The 23,540-nt window shown below is 65.6% G+C and carries 21 protein-coding genes; 17 read left to right on the plus strand and 4 right to left on the minus strand.

The window, feature by feature from the left end:
- Positions 1 to 54: 54 nt before the first annotated feature.
- Entirely contained in the window at positions 55 to 1,263 is a 1,209-nt protein-coding gene (locus ACUJ46_RS12195) for an LL-diaminopimelate aminotransferase (RefSeq protein WP_445390806.1), read from the minus strand.
- Positions 1,264 to 1,563: 300 nt separating this feature from the next.
- Between ACUJ46_RS12195 and ACUJ46_RS12200 the strand changes: the two genes are divergently transcribed.
- The 8 genes from ACUJ46_RS12200 (at position 1,564) to scpA (ending at position 9,171) form a co-directional block, all read left to right on the plus strand.
- Positions 1,564 to 3,372, plus strand: coding sequence for a PHA/PHB synthase family protein (locus ACUJ46_RS12200; RefSeq protein WP_445390768.1), 1,809 nt, complete (start codon positions 1,564 to 1,566; stop codon positions 3,370 to 3,372).
- A 26-nt stretch (positions 3,373 to 3,398) separates the two neighbouring features.
- Positions 3,399 to 4,220 (plus strand): glutamate racemase, encoded by an 822-nt coding sequence (gene murI / locus ACUJ46_RS12205; RefSeq protein ID WP_445390769.1) that lies wholly within the window; start codon positions 3,399 to 3,401, stop codon positions 4,218 to 4,220.
- Positions 4,220 to 4,702 (plus strand): PaaI family thioesterase, encoded by a 483-nt coding sequence (locus tag ACUJ46_RS12210; RefSeq protein ID WP_445390770.1) that lies wholly within the window; start codon positions 4,220 to 4,222, stop codon positions 4,700 to 4,702. Before murI ends, ACUJ46_RS12210 begins: the two co-directional genes overlap by 1 nt.
- On the plus strand, positions 4,699 to 5,739 hold the full coding sequence (locus tag ACUJ46_RS12215) for an enoyl-CoA hydratase/isomerase family protein (RefSeq protein ID WP_445390771.1): 1,041 nt from the start codon (positions 4,699 to 4,701) through the stop codon (positions 5,737 to 5,739). The genes ACUJ46_RS12210 and ACUJ46_RS12215 overlap by 4 nt, the downstream gene beginning before the upstream one ends.
- Positions 5,740 to 6,074: 335 nt before the next feature.
- The gene (locus tag ACUJ46_RS12220; RefSeq protein ID WP_445390772.1) at positions 6,075 to 6,281 is read left to right on the plus strand and encodes a cold-shock protein; all 207 of its coding nucleotides are present in this window, start codon (positions 6,075 to 6,077) and stop codon (positions 6,279 to 6,281) included.
- A 6-nt stretch (positions 6,282 to 6,287) separates the two neighbouring features.
- A complete protein-coding gene (gene infA, locus ACUJ46_RS12225) occupies positions 6,288 to 6,548 on the plus strand; it encodes a translation initiation factor IF-1 (protein ID WP_445390773.1) in 261 nt (86 codons plus the stop codon).
- 102 nt (positions 6,549 to 6,650) lie between these two features.
- A complete protein-coding gene (locus tag ACUJ46_RS12230; RefSeq protein ID WP_445390774.1) occupies positions 6,651 to 6,806 on the plus strand; it encodes a hypothetical protein in 156 nt (51 codons plus the stop codon).
- Positions 6,807 to 7,029: 223 nt separating this feature from the next.
- Positions 7,030 to 9,171, plus strand: coding sequence for a methylmalonyl-CoA mutase (scpA, locus tag ACUJ46_RS12235; protein ID WP_445390775.1), 2,142 nt, complete (start codon positions 7,030 to 7,032; stop codon positions 9,169 to 9,171).
- Between the two features lie 70 nt (positions 9,172 to 9,241).
- Here scpA and ACUJ46_RS12240 read toward each other — a convergent pair whose 3' ends face one another.
- Positions 9,242 to 10,933 carry a class I adenylate-forming enzyme family protein gene (locus ACUJ46_RS12240; protein WP_445390776.1) on the minus strand — a complete coding sequence of 564 codons (1,692 nt, stop codon included), beginning with the start codon at positions 10,931 to 10,933 and terminating at the stop codon, positions 9,242 to 9,244.
- A gap of 120 nt (positions 10,934 to 11,053) precedes the next feature.
- On the opposite strand from ACUJ46_RS12240, the gene ACUJ46_RS12245 reads away from it, so the two are divergent.
- The 3 genes from ACUJ46_RS12245 (at position 11,054) to uvrA (ending at position 16,852) form a co-directional block, all read left to right on the plus strand.
- Positions 11,054 to 12,475, plus strand: coding sequence for a bifunctional enoyl-CoA hydratase/phosphate acetyltransferase (locus ACUJ46_RS12245; RefSeq protein WP_445390777.1), 1,422 nt, complete (start codon positions 11,054 to 11,056; stop codon positions 12,473 to 12,475).
- Positions 12,472 to 13,659 (plus strand): acetate/propionate family kinase, encoded by a 1,188-nt coding sequence (locus ACUJ46_RS12250; RefSeq protein WP_445390778.1) that lies wholly within the window; start codon positions 12,472 to 12,474, stop codon positions 13,657 to 13,659. The genes ACUJ46_RS12245 and ACUJ46_RS12250 overlap by 4 nt, the downstream gene beginning before the upstream one ends.
- 355 nt (positions 13,660 to 14,014) lie before the next feature.
- The gene (gene uvrA, locus ACUJ46_RS12255; RefSeq protein WP_445390779.1) at positions 14,015 to 16,852 is read left to right on the plus strand and encodes an excinuclease ABC subunit UvrA; all 2,838 of its coding nucleotides are present in this window, start codon (positions 14,015 to 14,017) and stop codon (positions 16,850 to 16,852) included.
- A 197-nt stretch (positions 16,853 to 17,049) separates the two neighbouring features.
- On the opposite strand, the gene ACUJ46_RS12260 is transcribed toward uvrA, so the two are convergent.
- A complete protein-coding gene (locus ACUJ46_RS12260) occupies positions 17,050 to 17,334 on the minus strand; it encodes a GNAT family N-acetyltransferase (RefSeq protein WP_445390780.1) in 285 nt (94 codons plus the stop codon).
- 118 nt (positions 17,335 to 17,452) lie between these two features.
- On the opposite strand from ACUJ46_RS12260, the gene ACUJ46_RS12265 reads away from it, so the two are divergent.
- The 4 genes from ACUJ46_RS12265 to ACUJ46_RS12280 all read left to right on the plus strand — a co-directional run bounded on the left by ACUJ46_RS12265 (position 17,453) and on the right by ACUJ46_RS12280 (position 18,989).
- Positions 17,453 to 17,704: a YdcH family protein gene (locus ACUJ46_RS12265; RefSeq protein WP_445390781.1), complete on the plus strand. Its 252-nt coding sequence runs from the start codon at positions 17,453 to 17,455 to the stop codon at positions 17,702 to 17,704.
- A 16-nt stretch (positions 17,705 to 17,720) separates the two neighbouring features.
- On the plus strand, positions 17,721 to 18,038 hold the full coding sequence (locus ACUJ46_RS12270) for a TraR/DksA family transcriptional regulator (protein ID WP_445390782.1): 318 nt from the start codon (positions 17,721 to 17,723) through the stop codon (positions 18,036 to 18,038).
- A 165-nt stretch (positions 18,039 to 18,203) separates the two neighbouring features.
- Positions 18,204 to 18,692 carry a DUF2721 domain-containing protein gene (locus tag ACUJ46_RS12275; protein WP_445390783.1) on the plus strand — a complete coding sequence of 163 codons (489 nt, stop codon included), beginning with the start codon at positions 18,204 to 18,206 and terminating at the stop codon, positions 18,690 to 18,692.
- Between the two features lie 21 nt (positions 18,693 to 18,713).
- The gene (locus tag ACUJ46_RS12280) at positions 18,714 to 18,989 is read left to right on the plus strand and encodes a DUF6489 family protein (RefSeq protein ID WP_445390784.1); all 276 of its coding nucleotides are present in this window, start codon (positions 18,714 to 18,716) and stop codon (positions 18,987 to 18,989) included.
- Positions 18,990 to 19,311: 322 nt separating this feature from the next.
- Here the strand turns inward: ACUJ46_RS12280 and ACUJ46_RS12285 are convergent, their stop codons facing one another.
- Entirely contained in the window at positions 19,312 to 20,067 is a 756-nt protein-coding gene (locus ACUJ46_RS12285) for a PEPxxWA-CTERM sorting domain-containing protein (protein WP_445390785.1), read from the minus strand.
- Between the two features lie 231 nt (positions 20,068 to 20,298).
- Here ACUJ46_RS12285 and mnmE point away from each other — a divergent pair, with 231 nt between their 5' ends.
- Both mnmE and mnmG read left to right on the plus strand, forming a co-directional pair.
- Positions 20,299 to 21,591, plus strand: coding sequence for a tRNA uridine-5-carboxymethylaminomethyl(34) synthesis GTPase MnmE (gene mnmE, locus ACUJ46_RS12290; protein WP_445390786.1), 1,293 nt, complete (start codon positions 20,299 to 20,301; stop codon positions 21,589 to 21,591).
- Positions 21,592 to 21,657: 66 nt separating this feature from the next.
- Positions 21,658 to 23,484, plus strand: a complete 1,827-nt coding sequence (mnmG, locus tag ACUJ46_RS12295; protein ID WP_445390787.1) for a tRNA uridine-5-carboxymethylaminomethyl(34) synthesis enzyme MnmG — start codon at positions 21,658 to 21,660, stop codon at positions 23,482 to 23,484.
- Positions 23,485 to 23,540: the final 56 nt, after the last annotated feature.

The raw sequence follows: 23,540 nt of genomic DNA on the forward strand, positions 1-23,540 counted from the left end.
AAAGCAGGGGCGGGGGAAAGCCCCCGCCGCAAGCACCGGTATCAGCCGCAGGTATCAGTCGGCAGACTGCGCCGGGGCGTTCACGCCGCGTTTCTGCAGGAAGCGCTTCACGTTGCGCGCCGCCTGCCGCAGCCGCTGCTCGTTTTCCACCATGGCGATGCGCACGAACCCCTCGCCCATCTCGCCATAGCCGACGCCCGGCGCCACGGCGACACCGGCCTCGGTCAGCAGCTGCTTTGAAAACTCCAGGCTGCCCATCTGCGCCAGCGCCGGCGGCAGCGGCGCCCAGGCAAACATCGAGGCCCGCGGCGAAGGGATCTCCCATCCGGCGCGGCCGAAACTTTCCACCAGCACGTCGCGGCGCTTGCGATAAAGCTGCCGGTTCTGTTCCACGATGTCCTGCGGGCCGTTGATGGCGGCAACGGCGGCAGCCTGGATCGGCGTGAAGGCGCCATAATCCAGATAGCTTTTCACCCGCGTCAGCGCGCCGATCAGCTTGCGGTTTCCCACCGCGAAACCGATCCGCCAGCCAGCCATGGAATAGGTCTTGGACATGGAGGTGAACTCGACCGCCACGTCCTTGGCGCCCGGCACCTGCAGGATGGAGGGCGTCGGCACATCGTCGAAATAGATTTCGGAATAGGCCAGGTCCGAAAGAACGTAGAGCCCATGCTCCTTCGCGAAGGCCACGACATCGGCATAGAAGGCAAGGTCCACCACCTCGGCCGTCGGGTTCGAGGGGTAGCCGATCACCATCACCGTCGGCTTGGGCACGGTGAAGCGCACGGCCCTTTCGAGGCTGTCGAAAAACTCCGGTCCCGGCGTCGTCGGGATCGAGCGGATCGTGGCGCCCGCGATGATGAAGCCGAAGGTGTGGATGGGATAGCTGGGGTTGGGCGCCAGCACCACGTCACCGGGCGCGGTGATCGCCTGCGCCAGATTGGCCAGCCCTTCCTTCGAACCCAGCGTCACCACCACTTCCGTCTCCGGATCGAGGTCGACACCGAAGCGGCGCTGGTAATAGCCGGCCTGCGCGCGCCGCAGGCCGGGAATCCCCTTGGAGGCCGAATAGCCATGGGCATCGGGCTTGGCCGCCACTTCGGCCAGCTTCGCGATCACGTGCGGCGGCGGCGGCAGGTCGGGGTTGCCCATGCCCAGGTCGATGATGTCCTCGCCGCGTGCGCGCGCGGCTGCCCGCATCGCGTTCACTTCGGCGATGACATAAGGGGGCAGGCGGCGAATGCGGTAGAATTCCTCGTCCATCATCAGTCCATCGGGCATGTGCGCCGGCAAGAATCATGCAGGCGCACGGATTTCAGGAAGCGGCGGGCCGCACACGGCGGCCGCCACAGGCCACGCCATGGCGCAGATGCGGGCAAAATGCCAGTCATCCGCCCGGTTTTTCGCAAGGAATCCGCTGTCGAAAGGCGCTGTCGGGCAATATCCGTTCGCGCCCTGCCCTGCCCTGCGCACGGCTTGCCGGGCCGTTCGCCATGGTGCAATCATGCTGCACCAGACCGGAATCCACCAGAGCTGACGAATGCAGATGTGGGGAGCATCGAGATGACAGGCCAGCCGGAAGACCCTGCCGCCGACGCGATCCAGTCCTTCGAGCAGATGGCCGGGATGATCGGCAAGGCCCAGCAGATGATGCTGGAATTCTGGGCTAAGAGCGGCGGCCATCTTTCCGGCAAGGCAAGCCCCGATTCCGAAGCGGCATCGCTTGCCGATCTCTGGGGCGATATGGCGGGCAACTGGGCCAGGACCTGGGCCACCGCCGATACGGCGGCGCTGGCCCGCCTCACGGGGGATTACTGGGCCGATTCAATGCGCCTGTGGACCGGGGTGCTCACCGGCAAGGCCGATCTGGTGCCAGACCCGGCCAAACGTGCCGACCGCCGCTTCCAGGGCGAAGCCTGGGGCGCGGCCCCGGTCTATGACCTCATCCGCCGCTCCTATCTTCTGGCCAGCCACTATCTGGCCGAAGGCGTGGCCAGCTTCGCGCACCTGCCGGAGGAAGAGCGCCGCAAGATGGAATTCATGGCGAAACAGTTCATCGACGCTATGAGCCCGGCCAATTTCGCCGCTCTCAACCCCGAGGTGCTGGCGGAAGCGAAGGCGACCGGAGGCGAAAGCCTGGTGCGCGGCCTGTCGCACATGCTCGATGACCTGAAGCGCGGCCAGCTCACCATGACGGATGAAAAGGCCTTCGAAGTCGGCCGCAACGTCGCCGTCACGCCCGGCAAGGTCGTGTTCGAGAACCGGCTGTTCCAGCTCATCCACTATCAGCCGACGACGAAGACGGTGGCCGAAATCCCGCTCCTCGTCATCCCGCCCTTCATCAACAAATTCTACATCCTCGACCTGACCCCGGAAAAAAGCTTCATCCGCTGGGCCGTGGACCAGGGGCTGAGCGTGTTCGTGGTGTCATGGGCGCAAGGATCCGAAGCGCTGGCCGATGTCGATCTCGATGCCTACATCACCGAAGGCCAGCTCACCGCGATCGACAAGGTTCGCGAAGCCACCGGCGCGCCGGCCGCTCATGTCATCGGCTATTGTGTCTCGGGCACGCTTCTCGCCATCACGCTCGCCTTGCTCGCCGCCCGGGGCGAAGCCGAAAAGGTGCGCAGCGCCACCTTCTTCACCGCCCAGGTCGATTTCACCGACGCGGGGGATCTCAAGCATTTCGTCGATCCCGCCATGCTCGACGCCATCGATCGCATGGCCGCCGAAAAGGGCTATCTCGACGGCCGCTGGCTCGCCACCACCTTCAACCTGCTCCGGCCAACCGATCTCATGTGGAATTATGTGGTCAACAACTATCTGAAGGGAAAGGAATATGCGCCCTTCGACCTGCTCTACTGGAACTCCGACCCGACCCATGTTCCCGGCCGCTTCCTCTCCACCTACCTGCGCGACTTCTACGGCGCGAACCGGCTGGTCCAGCCCGGCGCCGTCACGGTGGATGGCGCCCCCATCGATCTCGGCCGGATAAAAACGCCCGCCTATGTCCAGGCCGGAAAGGATGATCACATCGCCCCGGCCAGCAGCTGCCTCCGTCTCGCCCACACCCTCTCCGGCCCGGTCCGCTTCATGCTTGCCGGCTCCGGCCACATCGCCGGTGTCGTGAATCCGCCGGCATCCGGCAAATATCAGCACTGGACCCTGCCGGAAGGTGCCGCACTTCCCGAAACGCTCGACGCCTTCCGCGCCGCCGCCACCGAAACGAAGGGAAGCTGGTGGCCGGACTGGATCGCATGGCTGAAGCCGCAGTCCGGCGACACGGTGAAGGCGCGCGTGCCCGGCAAGGCGCGCGGCTTTCCCGCCATCGAGGATGCGCCCGGCCGCTACGTCAGGGAGCGCATCTCCTGAGCCAGCACCCTGCGGCCGGACAGGGCGTGCAGGCACGCCCGGCCCCCGGCCCCATCCTCTTTCTCGATTCCGGAATCGGCGGGCTGTCCGTGCTCGCTGCGGTGCGCCGCGCGCTTCCCCATGCGCCGCTCGTCTATTGCGCCGACAGCGCCGGCTTCCCCTATGGAACCCGCACCGAGGCCGAAATCGCCACCCGCGTGCCCGCCCTTCTCGGCCGGCTGGTCGAGCGCGTCCACCCGTCCATCATCGTCATCGCCTGCAACACCGCCTCCACCATCGCCCTGCCCCATGTCCGCGCCGCCCTCGATCTGCCCGTCGTGGGCACGGTGCCGGCGATAAAGCCAGCGGCCGAACGCTCGAAAACGCGCGTCATCGGCGTGCTCGGCACCCGCGCCACGGTGCGCCAGCCCTATGTCGACGATCTCTCGGCCCGCTTCGCAGCCGACTGCACCGTGCTTCGCCATGGCTCGGCCGAACTGGTCGAGGCCGCCGAAGCGAAGCTGCGCGGAAAAACGCCGGATCCGGCCATCTTCCGCGCCGCGATCGAAGGGCTGGCGCACCAGCCCGGCGGCGACAGGATCGATGTGATCGTGCTGGCCTGCACCCATTTCCCGCTGGTCGCCGAGGAACTGGCCGAGGCCGCCCGCGCCCTTCTGCCCGGCCGGCCCGTCAGCTTCGTCGATGGCGCAGAAGGCATAGCCCGGCGCACCGCGCACCTGCTGTCGGGGCTGCACTGGCCCGCCCCCGCACCCCCGGGCCGGGCCATCTTCACTGGCGGGACCGAGAGTGTTGCGCCATACCGCCCAGCGCTTAAAGCCTTCGGGATCGAAACTGTGGAAAGCCTCTGATGTCCCTTCCAGACGACGAACTGCTCCAGCGCATGCGCAAGCGCCAGGCCCCCACCTCGGCGCTGCTCGGGATGGAACTGGTCGCCCTCGACAGCGCGGCAGGCACCTGCCGCTTCCGGATGGAAGCCGTGCCGCGGCTGTGCAACCCGATGGGCAACCTGCAGGGTGGAATCATCGCCACCGCGCTCGACGATGCCGCCGCCACCGCCTGCATCGTCAAGGCCGGCCGGCGCGTCGGCGTTCCCACGATCGAGTTCAAGGTCAGCTTCTACGGCCCCGCGCCGATGAACTCCGAAGTCTTCTTCGATGGCCGTGTGCTCAAGCTCGGCCGCACCATCACCTTCGCCGAAGCCGACATGACGAACGCCGACGGAAAGCTCCTCGCCCGGCTCTCCACCAGCGTGATGCTGGTCGAAGTCGAGGGGCCGGGCCATTTCGTCGAGGAAGGCGCCAGCGACCAGCAGAAGGGCAACACGCCATGACGAACGAAACGCCCGAAGGCGAGATCCTCTTCACCCGCGAGGGCCGCATCGGCCTCGTCACCCTCAACCGCCCGCAGGCGCTCAACGCGCTGAACCGCGCCATGTGCGTGGCGCTGCACCGGCAGCTCATGGGCTGGGCGGCGGATTCCGCCGTCGAGGCCGTGGTGGTGCGCGGCGCAGGCGGCAAGGCTTTCTGCGCCGGCGGCGATGTCGTCGGCCTGCATGCAGCCGGCCGCGCCGGCAGCCCGGACTGGGAAGGCTTCTTCCACGACGAATATCGCATGAACCAGGCGATCGCCCATTATCCCAAGCCCTATGTCGCGCTTGTCGATGGCATCTCCATGGGCGGCGGCGTCGGCATTTCGGTCCACGCTCCCTATCGCGTGGCGACGGAAAACACCCTTTTCGCCATGCCCGAAACCGGAATCGGCCTCATTCCCGATGTCGGCGGCACCCATGCGCTGCCGCGCTTCCCCGGCTTCCTCGGCACCTGGGCCGGCCTCACAGGCGCGCGGGTGAAGGGGGCGGATACCGTCGCCATCGGCTACTGCACCCATTATGTACCCGCCGCCGAAATCGCCCTCCTGACCGAGCGGCTCGCACACAGTCACGAAACGGTCGGGCATGTGCTCGCCACCTTCGATACCGATCTCCCGTCAGACGGCATCAGCCCCTTGCGCGACGGCATCGATTATCACTTCAGCCAGGACACCGTCGAAGACATCCTCTCCTCCCTCGACGAAGGAGACGACTGGGCGCTGGCGCAGGCAAGGACCATCCGCGCCATGTCGCCCACCAGCCTGAAGCTCACGCTGCACGGGCTGGTCGAGGGCAGGGGCGACAGCATCGAGGCCTGCCTGCGGCGGGAATACCGGATGGTCTGCGCCATCAAGTCGGGGCATGATTTCTACGAGGGCGTCCGCGCCCAGCTGATCGACAAGGACCGCGCGCCGAAATGGTCTCCGGCCACCCTCTCTGCAGTCGACATCACGCCCTACCTCGACGAACCCGCCGGCGGCGACATCGACTTCGACTGAGCGCCGGACCGGACCTTCGGGCGGCCGTTCATGCGGCCGCCCCCGCCTGCCGGATTGCGCGAACGGGCGCGTGAACGGGCGCGCCAGGGCCTTGGGGAATCACCTGAAAACCATGCGCAGCCGGCGGCCTCCCCGCCCTGCCCTTGCAATTTCCACCCATTTGCCCCATATGGCCATCTGTTCACGTCGCCTGAGACGAAGTCGAAGTCCAAGTTTGCGCCCGATAAGGCGCTCCTGAGAGCAAGTCTTCCTATCACAGCAACATGGCGCCGGCGCCCCATTTCGCACGTCGTGAATTGGGCACCCGCCGGATAATTGCATGGAAAGGAATTCACATGCTCACAGGTACCGTCAAGTTCTTCAACACCGACAAGGGCTATGGCTTCATCTCGGCCGAAGATGGTTCGGGCGACAGCTTCGTCCATATCAGCGCAGTCGAGCGTTCCGGCATGGCCACGCTCGATCGCGACCAGCGGGTCAGCTACGAACTGGAGCAGGACCGCAGGGGGAAGATGTCGGCCGTCAATCTCAAGCAAGCCTGAGGACGAATGGCCAAGGAAGAACTTCTCACCCTCGACGCCGTGGTCGAGGAAATCCTTCCGGACGGACGCTTTGCCGTCCGTCTGGAAAATGACCACCGCATCATCGCCTATACGGCGGGCAAGATGCGCAAGCACCGCATCCGTTCCGTCGTGGGAGACAGGGTCATCGTCGAGATGACCCCCTATGATCTGGAAAAGGGCCGCATCATCTTCCGCGAGAAGACGGTGGGCCACGGCGGCGGGCAAAAGCGGAACTTCCGCCGCTGATGGCCGGGCGCGCACGGTGCGCGCCCGCCACACATCACCCTGAAAAACAAGAAACAAAACGAAAAGAAAGAGGCGCGCATGGCACGCGCCCGGGATAGTATCATGAAAAATGCACGACATCACCGGCCGATGGCCGGAACCTTCGCCCCTGCGCGGTCCGTCACCCTGCGGCTCGCGCCGCACCCTGTGCCGGGGCCTGACACGGGCACACTCAGCCGGTGCGACCTGCGCCGCCTCGTCGCCGACATGGTGGACTGAAGACACGCAGGTCAGAACGGTAGCGGCCAGAGCGTTACCGAAACGGCACAGGCAGGGCTGCCCGACATGATCGGGCCAGCCCCGCCACAGCCCTCCGGACAGACGGGCCGACAGCCGCACCGACAGACGCGCCGGACGGCCCGGCCAGCCATCCTCTGCCAATTGCACGATTGACAGCCCCGCGGCCAAGGCGTCATGCCCCCCGCAAGTCAAGGAGGCAGTGATGGCAGACGAACCGACGATCGAAGACTGGAAGGCGCTCGCCGCCAAGGAAGTGAAGGGGCGCGACCTCACCTGGGAGACGCCCGAGGGCATCGCCGTGAAACCGCTCTACACCGAAGCGGACCTTCCCGCGATCAGGCCCGGCCTTCCCGGCTTCCAGCCCTACACGCGGGGCGTGCGCGCCTCCATGTATGCCGGCCGCCCCTGGACCATCCGCCAATATGCCGGCTTCTCCACGGCCGAGGAATCCAACGCCTTCTACCGGCGCAACCTCGCCGCGGGCCAGAAGGGCCTTTCGGTCGCCTTCGACCTCGCCACCCACCGCGGCTATGACAGCGATCACCCGCGCGTCGTCGGCGATGTGGGCAAGGCCGGCGTCGCGATCGACAGCATCGAGGACATGAAGATCCTGTTCGACGGCATCCCGCTCGACAAGATGTCCGTCTCCATGACGATGAACGGCGCCGTCCTGCCCTGCCTGGCCTTCTACATCGTGGCGGCCGAGGAACAGGGCGTTCCCATGAAGGCGCTCGAAGGGACCATCCAGAACGACATCCTGAAGGAGTTCATGGTCCGCAACACCTATATCTATCCGCCCGAACCCTCGATGCGGATCATCGCGGACATCATCGCCTTCACCTCGAAGGAAATGCCGAAGTTCAACAGCATCTCCATTTCCGGCTACCACATGCAGGAAGCCGGGGCGACGGCGGTTCAGGAACTGGCCTTCACGCTGGCAGACGGCATGGAATATGTCCGCGCCGCCATGGCGCAGGGCCTCGATGTCGATGCCTTCGCCGGCCGCCTGTCCTTCTTCTTCGCCATCGGCATGAACTTCTTCATGGAAGTGGCGAAACTGCGTGCCGCGCGCATGCTCTGGTCGGGCATCATGCAGGGCTTCGGCGCCAAGGATCCGCGCAGCTGGATGCTGCGCACCCACTGCCAGACCTCCGGCGTCTCGCTGCAGGAAAAAGACCCTTACAACAACGTCATCCGCACCACGGTCGAGGCGCTCGCCGCGGCCCTTGGCGGCACCCAGAGCCTCCACACCAACGCGCTTGACGAAGCCATCGCCCTGCCGACCGACTTTTCGGCCCGCATCGCCCGCAACACCCAGCTTGTCCTGCAGGAAGAAACCGGCATCTGCCAGGTCGTCGATCCGCTCGGCGGCAGCTATTATGTCGAGGCGCTGACACAGGAACTGGCAACCAAGGCCTGGACCCTCATCCAGGAAGTGGAAGCCATGGGCGGCATGACCAAGGCCGTGAACTCGGGATGGCCCAAGGCCGAAATCGAGAAGGCCGCCGCCGCCAAGCAGGCCGGCGTCGATACCGGCGAAACCGTGATCGTGGGCGTCAACAAATACCGCCCCGCCAACGACGACACGCCGGAACTTCTGGAAGTCGACAACAAGGCGGTCCGCGAATCCCAGATCGCCCGCCTGTCGAAGATGCGCGAAACGCGCGACAACGCCCGCGCGCAGGCCGCCCTCGATGCGCTGCGCGAAGGTGCGCGGTCCAACGGCAATCTGCTCGCCCTTTCGGTCGACTGCGCCCGCGCCCGCTGCTCTCTCGGCGAAATCTCCGATGCGCTCGAGGATGTGTTCGGCCGCCACGTCGCCCAGGTGAAGACCGTGACCGGCGTCTATGGCCCGCGCTTCGCGAAGAACCCGCTGGCGGTGCGGGTCAGGGACGGAATCGACAGCCTCACCGCCCGCAACGGCCGCAAGCCGCGCATCTTCATCGCCAAGATGGGGCAGGATGGCCACGACCGCGGCGCCAAGGTGGTCGCGTCCGCCTATGCCGACCTCGGCTTCGATGTCGAAGTCGGCGCGCTCTTCCAGACACCGGACGAAGCCGCGCAGTCGGCGCTCGCCTTCGGGGCCGATGTCGTGGGCGCCTCCAGCCTCGCGGCCGGCCACAAGACGCTGGTGCCAGACCTCATCGGCGCGCTGAAGGCCGCCGGCCGGCCCGACATCAAGGTCGTGGCGGGCGGGGTCATCCCCGCGCCCGATTATGATTTCCTGCGCGAACATGGCGTCCAGGCCATCTTCGGCCCCGGCACCAATGTGGTGGAATCGGCGGCCGAAGTGCTGCGCCTGCTCGGCCACAACATGCCGCCGGTGGACGAAGCCGCCGAATAGGCGGCAAGGCTATCGCCAATAAAAAGGCCCGGCACCCCAACGGCGCCGGGCCTTTTTCAGGCCAGCATTTTCAGGCCAGCTTCTTCAGATCGGCCTTCAGCACCTTGCCATTGGCGTTGCGCGGCAGCGGCTCGTGGCGGATGTGAATGGCAACCGGCACCTTGAAGCGCGCCAGCCGCTCCGAAACAAAGGCCTGCAGCCCGACTTCCTCGGCCTCCATCCCCGGTTTCAGCGACACGAAGGCGACAGGCACCTCCCCCAGCGCCACGTCTGGCCGGCCAACAAGGGCAGCGTCCATCACGGCGGGGTGCTCGCACAGCACGCCCTCCACTTCCACGCAGTAGATGTTCTCGCCGCCACGGATCAGCATGTCCTTGGCGCGGTCGACGATGGTGATGAAGCCTTCCGCATCGATGGTGGCAAGGTCGCCGGTGCGCACCCAGCCATCGGGGAAGGTCTCGGCGGTCGCCTCCGGCTTGTTCCAGTAGCCCTTCACGATATTGGGGCCAAAGCCGAACAGCTCGCCCACTTCGCCCGGCGGAAGCACCTGGCCATCGGGGCCTCGCACCTCGGCATCGCACACCGGCACCGGCGGTCCGGCGCTTTCGGGCCGCGCCAGATAATCCTCGGCCATGTGGTGGCTGAAGGTGGCGCTGGTCTCCGTCATCCCCCAGCCATTGCCCGGGTGCAGCCCGCGCGCGCCGATCTGGCGCACCAGTTCGGGGGCCGAAGGCGCGCCGCCATAGGAAATCGCCTCCAGGCTCGAAAGGTCGTATTTGTCCCGGTCGGGGTGGGTCAGGAGCTGCCAGGCAATCGTCGGGACCCCTCCGGCCGACGTGATGCGCTCTTCCTCGATCAGCCGCAGCGCATCGCCGGCATCGAACTTGCGCTGCATCACCAGCTTGTTGCCTGTCACCAGCGTCGCGTTCAGAATGGCGTGGCACCCCGTGGCGTGGAACAGCGGCACGCTCAGCAGCATCGCCTTCTGCGGCGCCGCCGGGTCGGGCTGGGGCGGCATTTCCCCGCGCCGCAGATAGCTGCGCGCCACGGAAAAGCCGCTGGACAGGATGTTGGAGCAGATGTTGCGCTGGGTGCCCAGCGCGCCCTTGGGCTTTCCGGTGGTCCCCGATGTGTAGAAGATGGTGGCCTCATCCTCCGGTTCCAGGAAGGGCTCCGGAGTCGGCACGTCGGGCAGGTCCGCCCAGCGCATCGGCGGCCCGATCACCGCCTCGAGCGACTGGTCGCCCCCCCGCGCCACCAGCACATGGTGCAGCCCCGTCAGCACGTCCATGTGCGGGCGGATCCGCTCCCATCGGTCGCCATCGGCCACCAGCAGCGCCGCGCCGGAATCGAGCAGGCCATATTCCAGCTCCGGCCCGGTCCACCAGGCGTTGAGCGGGGTGCAGATCGCGCCCACCAGCTGTCCAGCATAGAAGGCGACCGGCCATTCCGGCATGTTCCGCATGGCGATCGCAACCCGGTCGCCCTTCTTCACGCCCAGCCGCCGCATGTGCGTTGCCAGGTGGATGGTCGCCCGCGCGAAGGCCTCGAAGGTCACGCGCTCGCCTTCGTGCACCAGGAACACCCTGTCCCCATGCGCGCGCCCGGCGGCGAAACAATGCTGCAGGCTGGGCGGCGCATTCTTCCAGCTGCGCGTCGGGCGGCCACGGATCGTCACCGTCTCCATCTCGAACGGCATGCCGGGCGCGGTCAGCGTCTTGACCGCCTCCGCGATCGTCATCGCAGGCCACGCTTTGGTCATCGGGGTCTCCTTCCTCTCTCCAGCCACCATCAAACCGAAACGCCCCCTGTCCGCAAGCCCCCCCACCTTGGCCCACCCGGCCCGGCCGGCTAGACAGGCCCGGGCCAGAGGGAGAGCCGAATGCCGGATACCGACCAGACCGCCACCGTCCGCAACCACACCTATGCGGAAATCGCCGTGGGGGACCGCGCCACCCTAACCCGCACCCTTGGCGAGGACGACATCCGCCTCTTCGCGCTGGCCGGCGGAGACCTGAACCCCGGCGATGCCGCCCTGCCCCCCGCGGAACGATTCGAACTTCTGGCCCAGGGCCTCTGGGCGGGCGGCATGCTCACCTCGCTTCTGGGCACCGAACTGCCCGGCGCGGGCGCTGCCTATCTGGGCCAGGCGCTGGATTTCCACGCCCCGCTGCTGCCCGGCGACACCCTCACGATCACCGTCACCGTCACGGGCAAGCAGGATGAAGGCAGCCGGGTCATGCTCGACTGCCACGGCACCAACCAGAGGGGGGAAGCCGTGCTGTCCGGCAAGGTCACGCTGCGCGCACCCGAAGAAGTCATCAGCCACCCGCGTGGCGACAGGCCCGGCGTGCGGCTGTCCACCCATGATGCCTTCCGCCGCCTGATGGTGGAAGCCGCCGCCTCCGGGCCGCTGCTTACGGCCATCGCCCACCCCTGCAGCGCCGCAGCGATCGCCGCCGCCCATGAAGCAGCGGAAGCCGGGCTGATCACCCCCGTCCTCGTCGGCCCGCAGGCGAAGATCCGGGCCGCGGCCGAAGCCGCTGGCGCCGACATAAGCCGCTACCGCATCGAGGATGCGCCCCACAGCCATGCAGCAGCGGAACAGGCCGTGGCCCTCGTCCGCAAGGGCGCGGCACGGCTTCTCATGAAAGGCTCGCTCCACACCGACGAACTGATGGGCGCGGTCCTCTCCACCGCCAGTGGCCTGCGCACAGAGCGCCGGGTCAGCCACGCCTATGTGATGGACGTTCCCGGCCACCCCGGCCCGCTCATCATCACCGACGCCGCCATCAACATCGCGCCGGGCCTCGTCGAAAAGGCCGACATCATCCGCAACGCCATCGCCCTTGCCCATGTGCTGGGCATCGAGGAACCGCGCGTCGCCATCCTGTCGGCGGTGGAAACGGTGAATCCGGCCATGCGCTCCACGCTCGATGCGGCGGCGCTGTGCAAGATGGCCGATCGCGGCCAGATCAGCGGCGGCCTGCTCGATGGCCCGCTGGCCTTCGACAACGCAATCAGCGAAGCCGCGGCCCGAGAAAAGGGCATCGTCTCCCCCGTCGCCGGCCGCGCCCAGATCCTCGTCGTCCCCGATATCGAGGCCGGCAACATGCTGGCCAAGCAGCTCAGCTTCCTGGGCGGCGCGGATGCGGCCGGAATCGTGCTCGGCGCACGCGCCCCCATCATCCTCGCCAGCCGGGCGGATTCGCTGCGCACCCGCCTCGCTTCGGCGGCCGTTGCCGTGCTGATGGCGCGCGGCGCGGCCCCCCAGGCTCCCCAGGCCTCCCAGGCAGGCGCATGATGGAAACAAGCCTCATCAGCATCAACGCCGGCTCGTCCAGCATCAAGTTCGCCCTGTTCACGGCCGATGGCGACAGCCTCGCCCATGCCGGCGGCGGCAAGCTGGAAGGGATCGGCACGGCCCCCCGCCTCACCGCCTTCGCGGCCGATGGCAGCCCGCTGGTCGATCGCCACTGGCCCGGCGGCAATGGCGAAAGCCATGAATCCCTCCTCGCCCACCTGCTCGACTGGGTGAAGGGCCAGCTTCCCGGCCGCACGCTGGCGGCCGTCGGGCACCGCATCGTCCATGGCGGACGCCATTTTCACCGGCCCCGGCGGGTGGATGACACGCTCGTCGCCGCGCTCGAACAGCTCGTCCCGCTGGCGCCGCTGCACCAGCCGCACAATCTCTCCGCGCTGGCTGCCCTGCGCCGCCTGCTGCCGGGCGTGCCGCATGTCGCCTGCTTCGACACCGCCTTCCACCACGACATGCCCGAAACCATGGCGCGCCTGCCGCTGCCCCGCCGTTACGCCGAAAAGGGCATGCGCCGCTACGGCTTCCACGGGCTTTCCTATGAACATGTCGCCCACAGCCTCGCCACGACAGACCCGGCGCTGGCATCCGGCCGCGTCATCGCCGCCCACCTCGGCAACGGCGCCAGCCTGTGCGCCATGCGCGCGGGCAAGAGCATCGATACCAGCATGGGCTTCACCGCCCTTGAAGGGCTGATGATGGGCACCCGCACCGGCAGCATCGACCCGGGCGTCATCCTCCACCTCATCCGCCACGAAGGCCTCGCCCCGGAAGAGGTGGAACAGCTTCTCTACCGCCAGTCCGGCCTGCTCGGCGTCTCGGGCGTCTCCAGCGACATGCGCGCCCTCCACGCCTGCACCGACCCGCATGCGGAAGAGGCCATCGCCCTCTTCGCCTGGCGCGCCGCGCGCGAGGCGGGCGGCCTGATGGTTGCGCTCGGCGGGCTGGACGGAATCGTCTTCACCGCCGGCATCGGCGAAAATGATCCCGACATGCGCGCCCGCATCGCCGCCCATCTCGCCTTCACCGGCCTCCGCCTCTGCGCGCACGCCAACGCCCGCAACGCCGCCATCATCAGCACGCCCGAAAGCCGCGTCATCGCCCGCGTCATCCCGGCCGACGAGGAACTGATGATCGCCCGCCACAGCCTCGCCGTCGTCCGCAAGGGCTGAATCGGGCAAAAACCCCATTGCTTCAGTGCATTTGTCGAATCCATCCAAGACAGGCCGCGCCCAGCCCGACTAGTGCGGCGCCAATGGCCGTTCGGCTCGGCCTTTACGGATCGGCCGGCGCCGGATGGCCAGGCCGGTCCACCCGCACGGGCCTGTCCTGCGGATCGTCACGAAGGCGGGGCCGGCGCGGCAGGGGGCCGCGCCGCCCGCCCCTTTCCGGCAAGCCTGCCGGAATCCGCCTGCAACAATGCGTCGCCCCGTCCAGTCCGGCCCTTGCCTTTGGCCCGGCGCCGCGCCACCTGCCGCACATGTCCCGCCCCTTTCCGCCGGCCGGGAACAGAGGTAGAACGGCCAAATGTCTCTCACCCACATCTCGGTCCGCGGCGCGCGCGAACATAATCTGAAGTCGGTCGATATCGACCTCCCGCGCGACAGGCTCATCGTCATCACCGGCCTGTCCGGCTCCGGCAAATCCTCGCTCGCCTTCGACACCATCTATGCCGAGGGCCAGCGCCGCTATGTCGAGAGCCTGTCTGCCTATGCCCGCCAGTTCCTCGAACTGATGCAGAAGCCAGATGTCGATCATATCGAGGGCCTTTCGCCCGCCATCAGCATCGAGCAGAAGACAACCAGCCGAAACCCGCGCTCGACTGTCGGCACCGTCACCGAAATCTATGATTACATGCGCCTTCTGTGGGCGCGCGTCGGCGTTCCCTACAGCCCCGCGACCGGCCTGCCCATTTCGGCGCAGACGGTCAGCCAGATGGTGGACCGCGTGCTGGGCCTGCCCGAAGGCACGCGCCTGCTTCTGCTCGCGCCGGTCGTGCGCGGGCGCAAGGGCGAATACCGCCGCGAAATCGCCGAATGGAAAAAGGCCGGCTTCCAGCGCCTTCGCATCGACGGCGATATCCACGACATCGAGGACGCGCCCGCGCTCGACAAGAAGCTGAAGCATGACATCGACGTGGTGGTCGACCGCCTCGTCGTCCGCCCCGACATTGCCGGCCGCCTTGCCGAAAGCTTCGAAACCGCCCTGCGCCTGGCCGATGGAATCGCCACGGTCGATCTGGTCGACAGCGGCGAGACCATCACCTTCTCGGAAAAATTCGCCTGCCCCGTCTCCGGCTTCACCCTGCCGGAAATCGAGCCGCGCATCTTCTCCTTCAACGCGCCGCAGGGCGCCTGCCCCAGCTGCAACGGCCTTGGCGAACGGCTGTTCTTCGCGTCCGATCTGGTCGTCCCCAACGAGGGGCTGTCGGTGAAGGAGGGCGCCGTCGTCCCCTGGGCGAAATCCTCGCCCCCCAGCCCCTATTACATGCAGGTTCTCTCCTCCGTCATCCGCGCCTTCGGCGGCACGCTCGACACGCCCTGGGCCAGCCTCCCGGTCGAAACGCGCGATGCCATCCTCCACGGCACCGATGGCAAGCCCATCGCGCTGGTCTTTGAAGATGGCCGCAAGCGCTACGAGGTGCAGAAGCCGTTCGACGGCGTCCTGGCGAACCTCGAAAAACGCTTCCGCGACACCGAATCCGCCTGGATGCGCGAGGAACTGGGCCGCTACCAGGCCTCCGCCCCGTGCGAGGCCTGCGGCGGCGCCCGCCTGCGCCCGGAATCGCTCAGCGTGAAGATCAGCAGCGAAAGCATCGCCGAAAGCACCCGCCGCTCCGTGGCCGAGGCCGCCGAATGGTTCGGCAACCTGTCCCACCGCCTCACCCCCAAGCAGAACGAGATCGCCGCCCGCATCCTCAAGGAAATCAACGAGCGCCTCGGCTTCCTCGTCAATGTAGGCCTTGGCTATCTCTCGCTCGACCGCACCTCGGGCACGCTTTCGGGCGGCGAAAGCCAGCGCATCCGCCTTGCCTCCCAGATCGGCTCCGGCCTGTCGGGCGTCCTCTATGTGCTCGACGAACCCTCCATCGGCCTCCACCAGCGGGATAATGACCGCCTGCTCGAAACGCTGAAACGCCTGCGCGATCTCGGCAACACCGTGCTGGTGGTCGAGCATGACGAGGACGCCATCCGCACCGCCGATCATGTGGTCGACATGGGGCCGGGCGCCGGCCGCCACGGCGGCGAGGTGGTGGCCGAAGGCACGCTGGCCGACATTCTCGAAAACCCGCGCAGCCTCACGGGTGATTATCTCTCGGGCCGCCGCGCCGTGCCGCTGCCCGCCAGCCGCCGCCCCGGCAACGGCCTGCACCTGCTGCTGAAGGGCGCGCGCGCCAACAACCTGCGCGATGTCACCGCCCGCATTCCACTCGGCACCTTCACCTGCGTCACCGGCGTATCCGGCAGCGGCAAGTCCAGCCTCGTGATCGACACGCTCTTCCCCGCCGCCGCCCGCGCGCTCAACGGCGCGCGCGTCTCGGCCGGCCCGCATGATGTGCTGGAGGGGCTGGAACATCTCGACAAGGTGATCGACATCGACCAGTCGCCCATCGGCCGCACGCCGCGGTCGAACCCGGCCACCTACACCGGCGCCTTCACCCACATCCGCGACTGGTTCGCCGGCCTGCCGGAATCGAAGGCGCGCGGCTACAAGCCCGGCCGCTTCAGCTTCAACGTGAAGGGCGGCCGGTGCGAGGCCTGCCAGGGCGACGGCATGCTCAAGATCGAGATGCACTTCCTGCCCGATGTCTATGTCCAGTGCGATGTCTGCGACGGAAAGCGCTACAACCGCGAGACGCTGGAGGTGCGCCACAGGGGCCACAGCATCGCCGACGTGCTCGACATGACGGTGAGCGACGCGGTGAAACTGTTCGAGGCCGTCCCCCCCATCCGGGATCGCCTGCGCATGCTGGAGGAAGTGGGCCTCGGCTATGTCCATGTCGGCCAGCAGGCGACGACATTGTCAGGCGGCGAGGCGCAGCGCGTGAAACTGGCCAAGGAGCTGGCCCGCCGCTCCACCGGCAAGACCCTCTACATTCTCGACGAACCGACGACGGGCCTGCACTTCGAGGATGTCCGCAAGCTCCTCGAAGTCCTCCACGCGCTTGTGGAACAGGGCAATTCCGTGGTGGTGATCGAACATAATCTCGAAGTCATCAAGACCGCCGACTGGGTGATCGACATGGGCCCCGAGGGCGGCTCCGGCGGCGGCATGGTCGTGGCCGAAGGCACGCCGGAACAGGTGGTGAAAAGCGCCAAGGGCTACACGGGCGGCTACCTGAAACCGCTGCTGAAACGCAAGTGAACGAAAAAGCCCCCCAATCGTTCCAGGGTTGGGGTTGGGGTTGAGGTTGAGGTTGGGGCCGAGGGTTCGAATCCCTTGGATGACAGGCACGAGCCACAGGCCCCGCTCGTTACAAGGGGCGTCCATCTAGGCGGCGTGGCGCGCCACGCGCCTGTTGTCATCGAACAGGGCCAGCTATCCGTTGCGCCCTCTAGGACTCAACTCCCATCCACACCCCGCTTCTCCATCACCTCCGCCACGAACCAGCACTGCGGCACCACGGTCAGCCCCTGCCGCTCGGCGTCGTCCAGTGCCGCCGTCACCAGCCGCCAGCCCACGCCGCGTCCGCCGATGGCGCGCGGCACCAGCGTGTGCGGAAAGATGATGCGCCCGCCCTCGATCCGATAGTCGCAAATGGCCAGATGCCCGTCCACGTCCAGCTCATAGCGGCTTTTCGCCCGGTTGTTGGTCACCCCTTTGCCCACAGCGTCCGTCTCGCCCATTCCATCCTCCCGCCTTCTTCCGCCGGCCGGCTCGCCGTCTTGATGCAGATCATTTGCAGTCCAGCGCCTGCCCCTCTACCCTGCCCTGACATCCCCTCACAGTGAAAGTGTTCTGTCCATGTCCCACCTGCCACAGTCCCTCCACGACATGTTCCCCGCCGATGCGGATCTGATGCGCAAGCTGAAGCAGGAAGACCGGCACTTCCAGCACCTCGCCAGCCAGCTCGAAGTGCTCGACGAAGACATGCAGAAGATCAACGCCGGCGAAGACCCCGCCTCCGATGAACGCTCTGAACTGGTCCACAAGCAGCGCCTTGCCCTGCTGGATGAAATCGCCACAGTCATCAACGCCGCCCGCAAGGCCGCCTGAACGGTCAGGAAGAATCATGCCCGATAACCAGGCCATCAAGGCGCGCCTCGAAGCCCGCCTCGTCGAACTCGGGGCAGAGGTGGAAAAGCTGGAAGGCGAATTCACCCAGCCGCTCGATGCCGATTCCGAGGAACAGGCAAACCAGCTTGAAGACATGGAAACAAACGAAGCGCTGGAAGCCGCCCATGTCCAGGAAGCGCGCCAGATCCGCGCCGCGCTGAACCGCATCCGCGAGGGAAACTACGGCACCTGCGCCAACTGCGGCGATGCCATCGCCCCGGCCCGGCTCGAAGCCCTTCCCACGGCCACGCTGTGCATCAACTGCGCGCCCTGAAAAGCCGCCCGAAGACACCGGCCTGAAGACGCCGGCCCGAAGACGCCGGCCTTTACCGGAACGCAAAGCCGCCCTCGCGCAAGTCGCCGGGGCGGCTATCCCTTTTGCCCCCGGTTCCACCCTTCCGCTTGACAGCCCGCGCCCCTGCCCGGCACCCATGCAGCCATGGAATCCGCGTTCGCCCCCACGCCGCTGTTCGCGCAGACCATCCAGCTGTCCATAGCGCCCGTCTTCCTGCTCACGGCGATCGGCTCGGTCCTCGCCGTCATCACGACCCGCCTCGGCCGCGTCATCGATCGTGCCCGCACGCTGGAAACCAGCCTGCCGGAAGAAGGCCCGATGCGCGCCGCTGCCATCGCGGAACTTGCTACGCTCGACAGGCGAATGGTGCTCGCCAACCGCGCCGTCATGCTGGCCGTCGGTTCCGCACTCACCGTCAGCCTGCTCATTGTCGCGCTCTTCTTTTCCGCTGTCACCCGCAGCCGCCCGGATCAGCTGATCGCCATCCTCTTCATCCTGGCGCTCGTCTTCCTCACGGCGGCCCTCACAAGCTTCGCGATAGAGGTGCGCATCGCCCTGCGCACCGTGCGCGTGCGCGCCGAACTCATTCGCAACGAACCCCGCCCGCCGGGTGACGTGCATTTCCCCCGCTGATCAGGAACAGGAGCGGCCCCCGTGAAGATCGAGATCGAAATCGAAGCCACCCCGCAGGAAGTCCGCACCTTTTTCGGCCTGCCCGATCTCACCCCGCTGCACGAAGCCTGGGTCGAGCGGATGAATTCCCTGGCCATGAACGGTCCCACCCAGGAAGACTGGAACAGCCTGATGCAGGGCTGGGCCCGCGGCATGCCCGGCATGAACGAGGGTCTGGAGGCCTGGCAGAAGATGATGGGCGCAATGTCCGGCAGCCCGCAGCCCGAGCGCAAGGCAAAGCCCGAACCAAAGGGCTGAAAAGGGCAGGGCGGGCCGCAAAAAAAAGCGGCGTGAGGTTTCCCCCGCGCCGCAGAAATATCCATCCAAAAAATACCATATTGCGGCCGAAGCCACCGTCATGAATAGCCATGCAACAAGCATGCCATCCGCAGCCATGATGCAAATCAAGGAAAAATCCGCCCGCCACCTCCGCAAGCGTCAGATTTTCCGACAACCGGCAGCCAATTAACCATCATCTTCCTTAACGCAGCCTGACCAGGCCAGCTGAAACCAGGCGCCAGAAACGAAAAGGGCGCGGCGCCGGGAAGGCGCCACGCCCCATTCCGTTCAACCGGGCAGGTCAGGCCTGCGGCAGGCCAGCACGCCGGCGGCGTGCAACACCGCCCACAAGGCCGAAACCGGCGATCAGCATCGCCCAGGTCGCCGGCTCGGGAACGCCCGGCACAGGCGGCGCAACGTCTTCGGTAATGCCCGCATAAAGCACGTTCGACTGGCTGTAGTTATAGAAACCGAAGGCCCCGTCAGCAAAGCTGCCGTTGATGTCGATTTCCTTCACCCCGTCCACGAACACCTGCACGTTGGAAGCGGTGAAGATCAGGTCGAAACTATATTCCTGATTGTCCACCCAGCCGGTCGCGCCCAGATTCGTGGCCCGCGCCAGTTCCGTCACGCCATTGCCCTGGTGGCACCATGCGCCGGCATTGTCGCCAAGCCCCTGCGTTGCCAGCGAAATGGAAAGTCCGGCCTGCCCAAGGCAGCCAAAGAAATTCTGGTTCGTCTGTTTCCAGTCAACCACGAGGAAATTGGTGGAAGCCGCAGCCAGATCGCCGGCATGATAGCCCAGCACGAACCCGATGAAGTCATCGTCGCTCGTGGTTTTCACCTGGATCGTGCCAGAAAGCTGCAGGCCCTGTGCATTGCCGGGGCCATAGAAAACGGTTGGCGTGCCATTCACAGTCTGCAGAACGGAATTATTGCCCGGCTGCAGGTTCCAGTTACCACCACCTTCGGCGGTCCAGCTCGAAAGATCGACCGGCGCCGCCATCACGGGCCCTGCAAGGCATGCGGCAGCAGTCGCAAGAATCAGCTTGTTCATGATAATCCTCCTGTTAGGCGCACCTGAGGCGTGCGCATGAGCGAGGTGACTGCGTCATTTCAGGGATGGAATGCCCATTCCAGCCCGCGGCCCCACGCGCAGCAACTTCCTCGGCCAATCAAGGCCCCTTCTTTTAGACAGAAGCGTGCCAGAACTCAAACCTTGAGCAGCCGTAAAGATAGTTAGCGCTTTTCGGTCGAAGCAGGCACGCGCAGCGGCTATTCCACGCCCATGGCTGATATCATCCACGCCCTTTCTTCCGGCGCACCGCCTTCGGGCGTTGCCGTCATCCGCATCTCAGGCTCAGGCTGCCTCGATCTCGTCAGAAAGCTCACCCGCAACCGCAACCTGCCACCGGAACGCAAGCTTATGCTGCGCAGCATATATGCAGCAAAATCAGGCCAACCTATTGATAAGCCTCTCATTGTCATTTTCTCTGGCCCCAACAGTTTCACCGGCGAGGACAGTGTCGAAATTCACTGCCACGGAAGCCCTGCTGTTGTCGCTGCCGTGCAGCAAAGCCTTGTCGAACTCGGCAGCCGCCCTGCGGAAGCCGGTGAATTCACCCGGCGCGCCTTCGAATCCGGCCGCATCGATCTCACCCAGGCAGAGGCCCTGTCCGACCTCATCGCGGCCGAAACCGAAGCCCAGCGGGACATGGCGCTGGCCAATGCGGAAGGGCGACTGCGCGGCCGCATCACAGCCTGGCGCGAACAACTGATAGACCTGATGGCGGAACTGGAAGCGGATCTCGACTTTTCCGACGAAGCCGATGTTGCCGGCTCAGCAGGCAGGGAAGGGCGCGACAGGCTGGAGCCGTTGATCACGGACATGCGAACAGCCCTCGGCTCGCAGCGCCTGGCAGAGCGTGTCCGCCATGGCCTCACAATCGCCATCACAGGCGCCCCGAATGTCGGAAAATCCAGCCTTCTCAATGCCATGGCTGGAAGGGATGTCGCCATCGTCACGCCACATGCCGGCACAACGCGAGACCTCATCGAAGTGCATCTCGATCTCGGAGGTCGCCCCGTTACATTGGTCGATACGGCAGGGCTACGCGAAACCGCCGATCCTGTCGAAGCAGAAGGCATAGCCCGCGCCCGGTCGCGTGCCAGCGAATCCGACCTTGTCCTCGATCTCGGGCCGGACCCGCAGGCGGGTGAAAAACGCGTTGCCATCATCAGCAAGATCGACCTCACCGGCGCGGCAGCGGGCTTTCATGATGGGGCCTTCCACATTTCAACCCGAACCGGGGCAGGCATGGATGCGCTTGAAACATGGTTGGCGAATTGGGCGGCAAGCCAGATTCCCTCCGGAGAAACGCCTCTCGTCACAACGGAAAGGCAAGGGCACCTTCTGTCCGAAACACTCGCACATCTGGAATCCGCCCGAAAAGAGCAGGACATCGTCCTCATGGCCGAACGTCTCCGAAGCGCGGCACACACGCTCGGCCGTCTGAGCGGCCTCATCGATCCGGAAACAATCCTTGGCGCCATTTTCAGCCGTTTCTGCATCGGAAAATAGGGAATGTTCCACGTGGAACATTCGCCTGATATTCCTTGGAACGCGCCTATCTGCTAGAGCGCCAACATGAAGACCTGGGATGTCATCGTGATCGGCGGAGGCCATGCAGGTTGCGAAGCAGCCTGTGCCGCCGCGCGTCGTGGCGCCAGCACGGCGCTCATAACCTTCCGCCGCGACAACATCGGCCAGATGAGCTGCAACCCGGCCATTGGCGGCTTGGGCAAAGGACATCTTGTCCGCGAGATCGATGCAATGGATGGAATCATGGGCCGCGCTGCCGATGCAGCCGGAATCCAGTTTCGTCTCCTGAATCGCAGCCGTGGCGCCGCTGTCCAGGGGCCACGCGCTCAGGCAGACAGAAAACGCTATTCCGCAGCCATCCGTCAGATGGTCGAAGAATCGGGCGTAACCATCATCGAGGCTGAGGTCAGTGACATTGTCGTCAAGGATGGACAATGCGTCGGCGTCATTGCCAATGACCAGCCATGCCTTGCAAGAGCAACCATCCTCACCACAGGTACATTCCTTGGCGGCGTTCTGCACATAGGTGAAGAACAAAGCGTCGGCGGCCGGACAGGGGAGGGCGCCGCTTCCGATCTTGCAAGGCGCTTGCGGGCGATGAATCTGCCGATGGGCAGGCTGAAAACCGGCACGCCACCCAGGCTCGATGGGCGCACGATCGACTGGTCTCGCCTTGAGGTTCAACCAGGCGACGAAAAACCCAGCTTCTTTTCATCGCTGACAAAGGCAAGCCCTGTCCCGCAGGTCGATTGCTACATTACGCGAACCACAGCAAACACACATGCGCTGATCCGGTCAAGCATCCACCGCTCCCCCATGTATGCAGGGCGTATCGAAGGCGTCGGTCCCCGCTATTGCCCCTCTGTTGAAGACAAGGTGATGCGCTTCGGAGACCGTGACGGCCACCAGATCTTCCTGGAACCGGAAGGCCTGGATGATCCGCTCATCTACCCAAATGGCATATCCACCAGCCTGCCGCGCGATGTGCAGGACGCGCTGTTGAAGACAATCCCTGGCCTCGAAAGGGCGCGGATTGCGCAATATGGTTATGCCGTTGAATATGATCACATCGACCCGCGCGCTCTCGATGGAGGCTTGCAACTGGCAGCACTACCCGGCTTGTGGCTCGCAGGGCAGGTCAATGGAACGACTGGCTATGAAGAGGCGGCAGCACAGGGGCTTGTTGCCGGCCTGAACGCGACCGGCTGCGCATGGATACCCGATCGCGCGACCAGCTATATAGGTGTCATGATCGATGATCTTGTCACCCATGGCGTATCCGAACCCTATCGCATGTTCACATCCCGCGCCGAATTCCGCCTACGTCTGCGTGCGGACAATGCCGATCTTCGCCTCACGCCATTGGCGCAGTCTTTCGGCATTGTCGGCGAGGAACGGCGAACCCAGTTTGAGGCACGCAAAGCGCAGCTCGACCATGCGGAATTGCTCATCAAGTCCCGTCGGGTCGCTGCCTCGGCTCTTCCGCACGTGAAGTCGGATGGTGCAGCACGGACATTATGGGAATGGGCACGCTTTCCAGGCGTGGAATGGGAACATCTGCTCTCACTTGAACCAGACCTTTCCCAGATGCCCGAACATGTGGCCGAATCGCTGCTCACCGATGCGCGCTACGCCGTCTATCTTGAGCGTCAGGAAGCCGACGTCGAACGCATGCGCCGCGATGAAAGCCTGACTGTTCCACGTGGAACAGATTTCAAGGCGATTGCCGGCCTTTCAAACGAAATGGCCGAGCGGCTTTCTGCAGCTCAACCCTCGACGCTTGGTCAGGCAGCGCGCGTCAGGGGCGTATCACCAGCTGCAATCACCGCACTTCTTGCACATCTGCGCAAGGAGCAGTTGCGCGCGGCCTGAGATTGTTCCACGTGGAACATATGAGCCCAGAGGATTTCCAGAGGCGTTTTTCCGTT

The sequence above is a fragment of the Sandaracinobacteroides sp. A072 genome (assembly GCF_052616365.1).

Coding starts and splice junctions, on each gene's coding strand:
- ACUJ46_RS12285 (WP_445390785.1), bottom strand. CDS start 20,067: ATGAACAAGCTGATTCTTGCGACTGCTGCCGCATGCCTTGCAGGGCCC.
- ACUJ46_RS12260 (WP_445390780.1), bottom strand. CDS start 17,334: ATGGGCGAGACGGACGCTGTGGGCAAAGGGGTGACCAACAACCGGGCG.
- mnmE (WP_445390786.1), top strand. CDS start 20,299: ATGGCTGATATCATCCACGCCCTTTCTTCCGGCGCACCGCCTTCGGGC.
- ACUJ46_RS12275 (WP_445390783.1), top strand. CDS start 18,204: ATGGAATCCGCGTTCGCCCCCACGCCGCTGTTCGCGCAGACCATCCAG.
- ACUJ46_RS12240 (WP_445390776.1), bottom strand. CDS start 10,933: ATGACCAAAGCGTGGCCTGCGATGACGATCGCGGAGGCGGTCAAGACG.
- ACUJ46_RS12230 (WP_445390774.1), top strand. CDS start 6,651: ATGAAAAATGCACGACATCACCGGCCGATGGCCGGAACCTTCGCCCCT.
- uvrA (WP_445390779.1), top strand. CDS start 14,015: ATGTCTCTCACCCACATCTCGGTCCGCGGCGCGCGCGAACATAATCTG.
- ACUJ46_RS12220 (WP_445390772.1), top strand. CDS start 6,075: ATGCTCACAGGTACCGTCAAGTTCTTCAACACCGACAAGGGCTATGGC.
- ACUJ46_RS12215 (WP_445390771.1), top strand. CDS start 4,699: ATGACGAACGAAACGCCCGAAGGCGAGATCCTCTTCACCCGCGAGGGC.
- mnmG (WP_445390787.1), top strand. CDS start 21,658: ATGAAGACCTGGGATGTCATCGTGATCGGCGGAGGCCATGCAGGTTGC.
- ACUJ46_RS12195 (WP_445390806.1), bottom strand. CDS start 1,263: ATGGACGAGGAATTCTACCGCATTCGCCGCCTGCCCCCTTATGTCATC.
- ACUJ46_RS12270 (WP_445390782.1), top strand. CDS start 17,721: ATGCCCGATAACCAGGCCATCAAGGCGCGCCTCGAAGCCCGCCTCGTC.
- ACUJ46_RS12210 (WP_445390770.1), top strand. CDS start 4,220: ATGTCCCTTCCAGACGACGAACTGCTCCAGCGCATGCGCAAGCGCCAG.
- scpA (WP_445390775.1), top strand. CDS start 7,030: ATGGCAGACGAACCGACGATCGAAGACTGGAAGGCGCTCGCCGCCAAG.
- ACUJ46_RS12265 (WP_445390781.1), top strand. CDS start 17,453: ATGTCCCACCTGCCACAGTCCCTCCACGACATGTTCCCCGCCGATGCG.
- ACUJ46_RS12200 (WP_445390768.1), top strand. CDS start 1,564: ATGACAGGCCAGCCGGAAGACCCTGCCGCCGACGCGATCCAGTCCTTC.
- ACUJ46_RS12245 (WP_445390777.1), top strand. CDS start 11,054: ATGCCGGATACCGACCAGACCGCCACCGTCCGCAACCACACCTATGCG.
- infA (WP_445390773.1), top strand. CDS start 6,288: ATGGCCAAGGAAGAACTTCTCACCCTCGACGCCGTGGTCGAGGAAATC.
- ACUJ46_RS12250 (WP_445390778.1), top strand. CDS start 12,472: ATGATGGAAACAAGCCTCATCAGCATCAACGCCGGCTCGTCCAGCATC.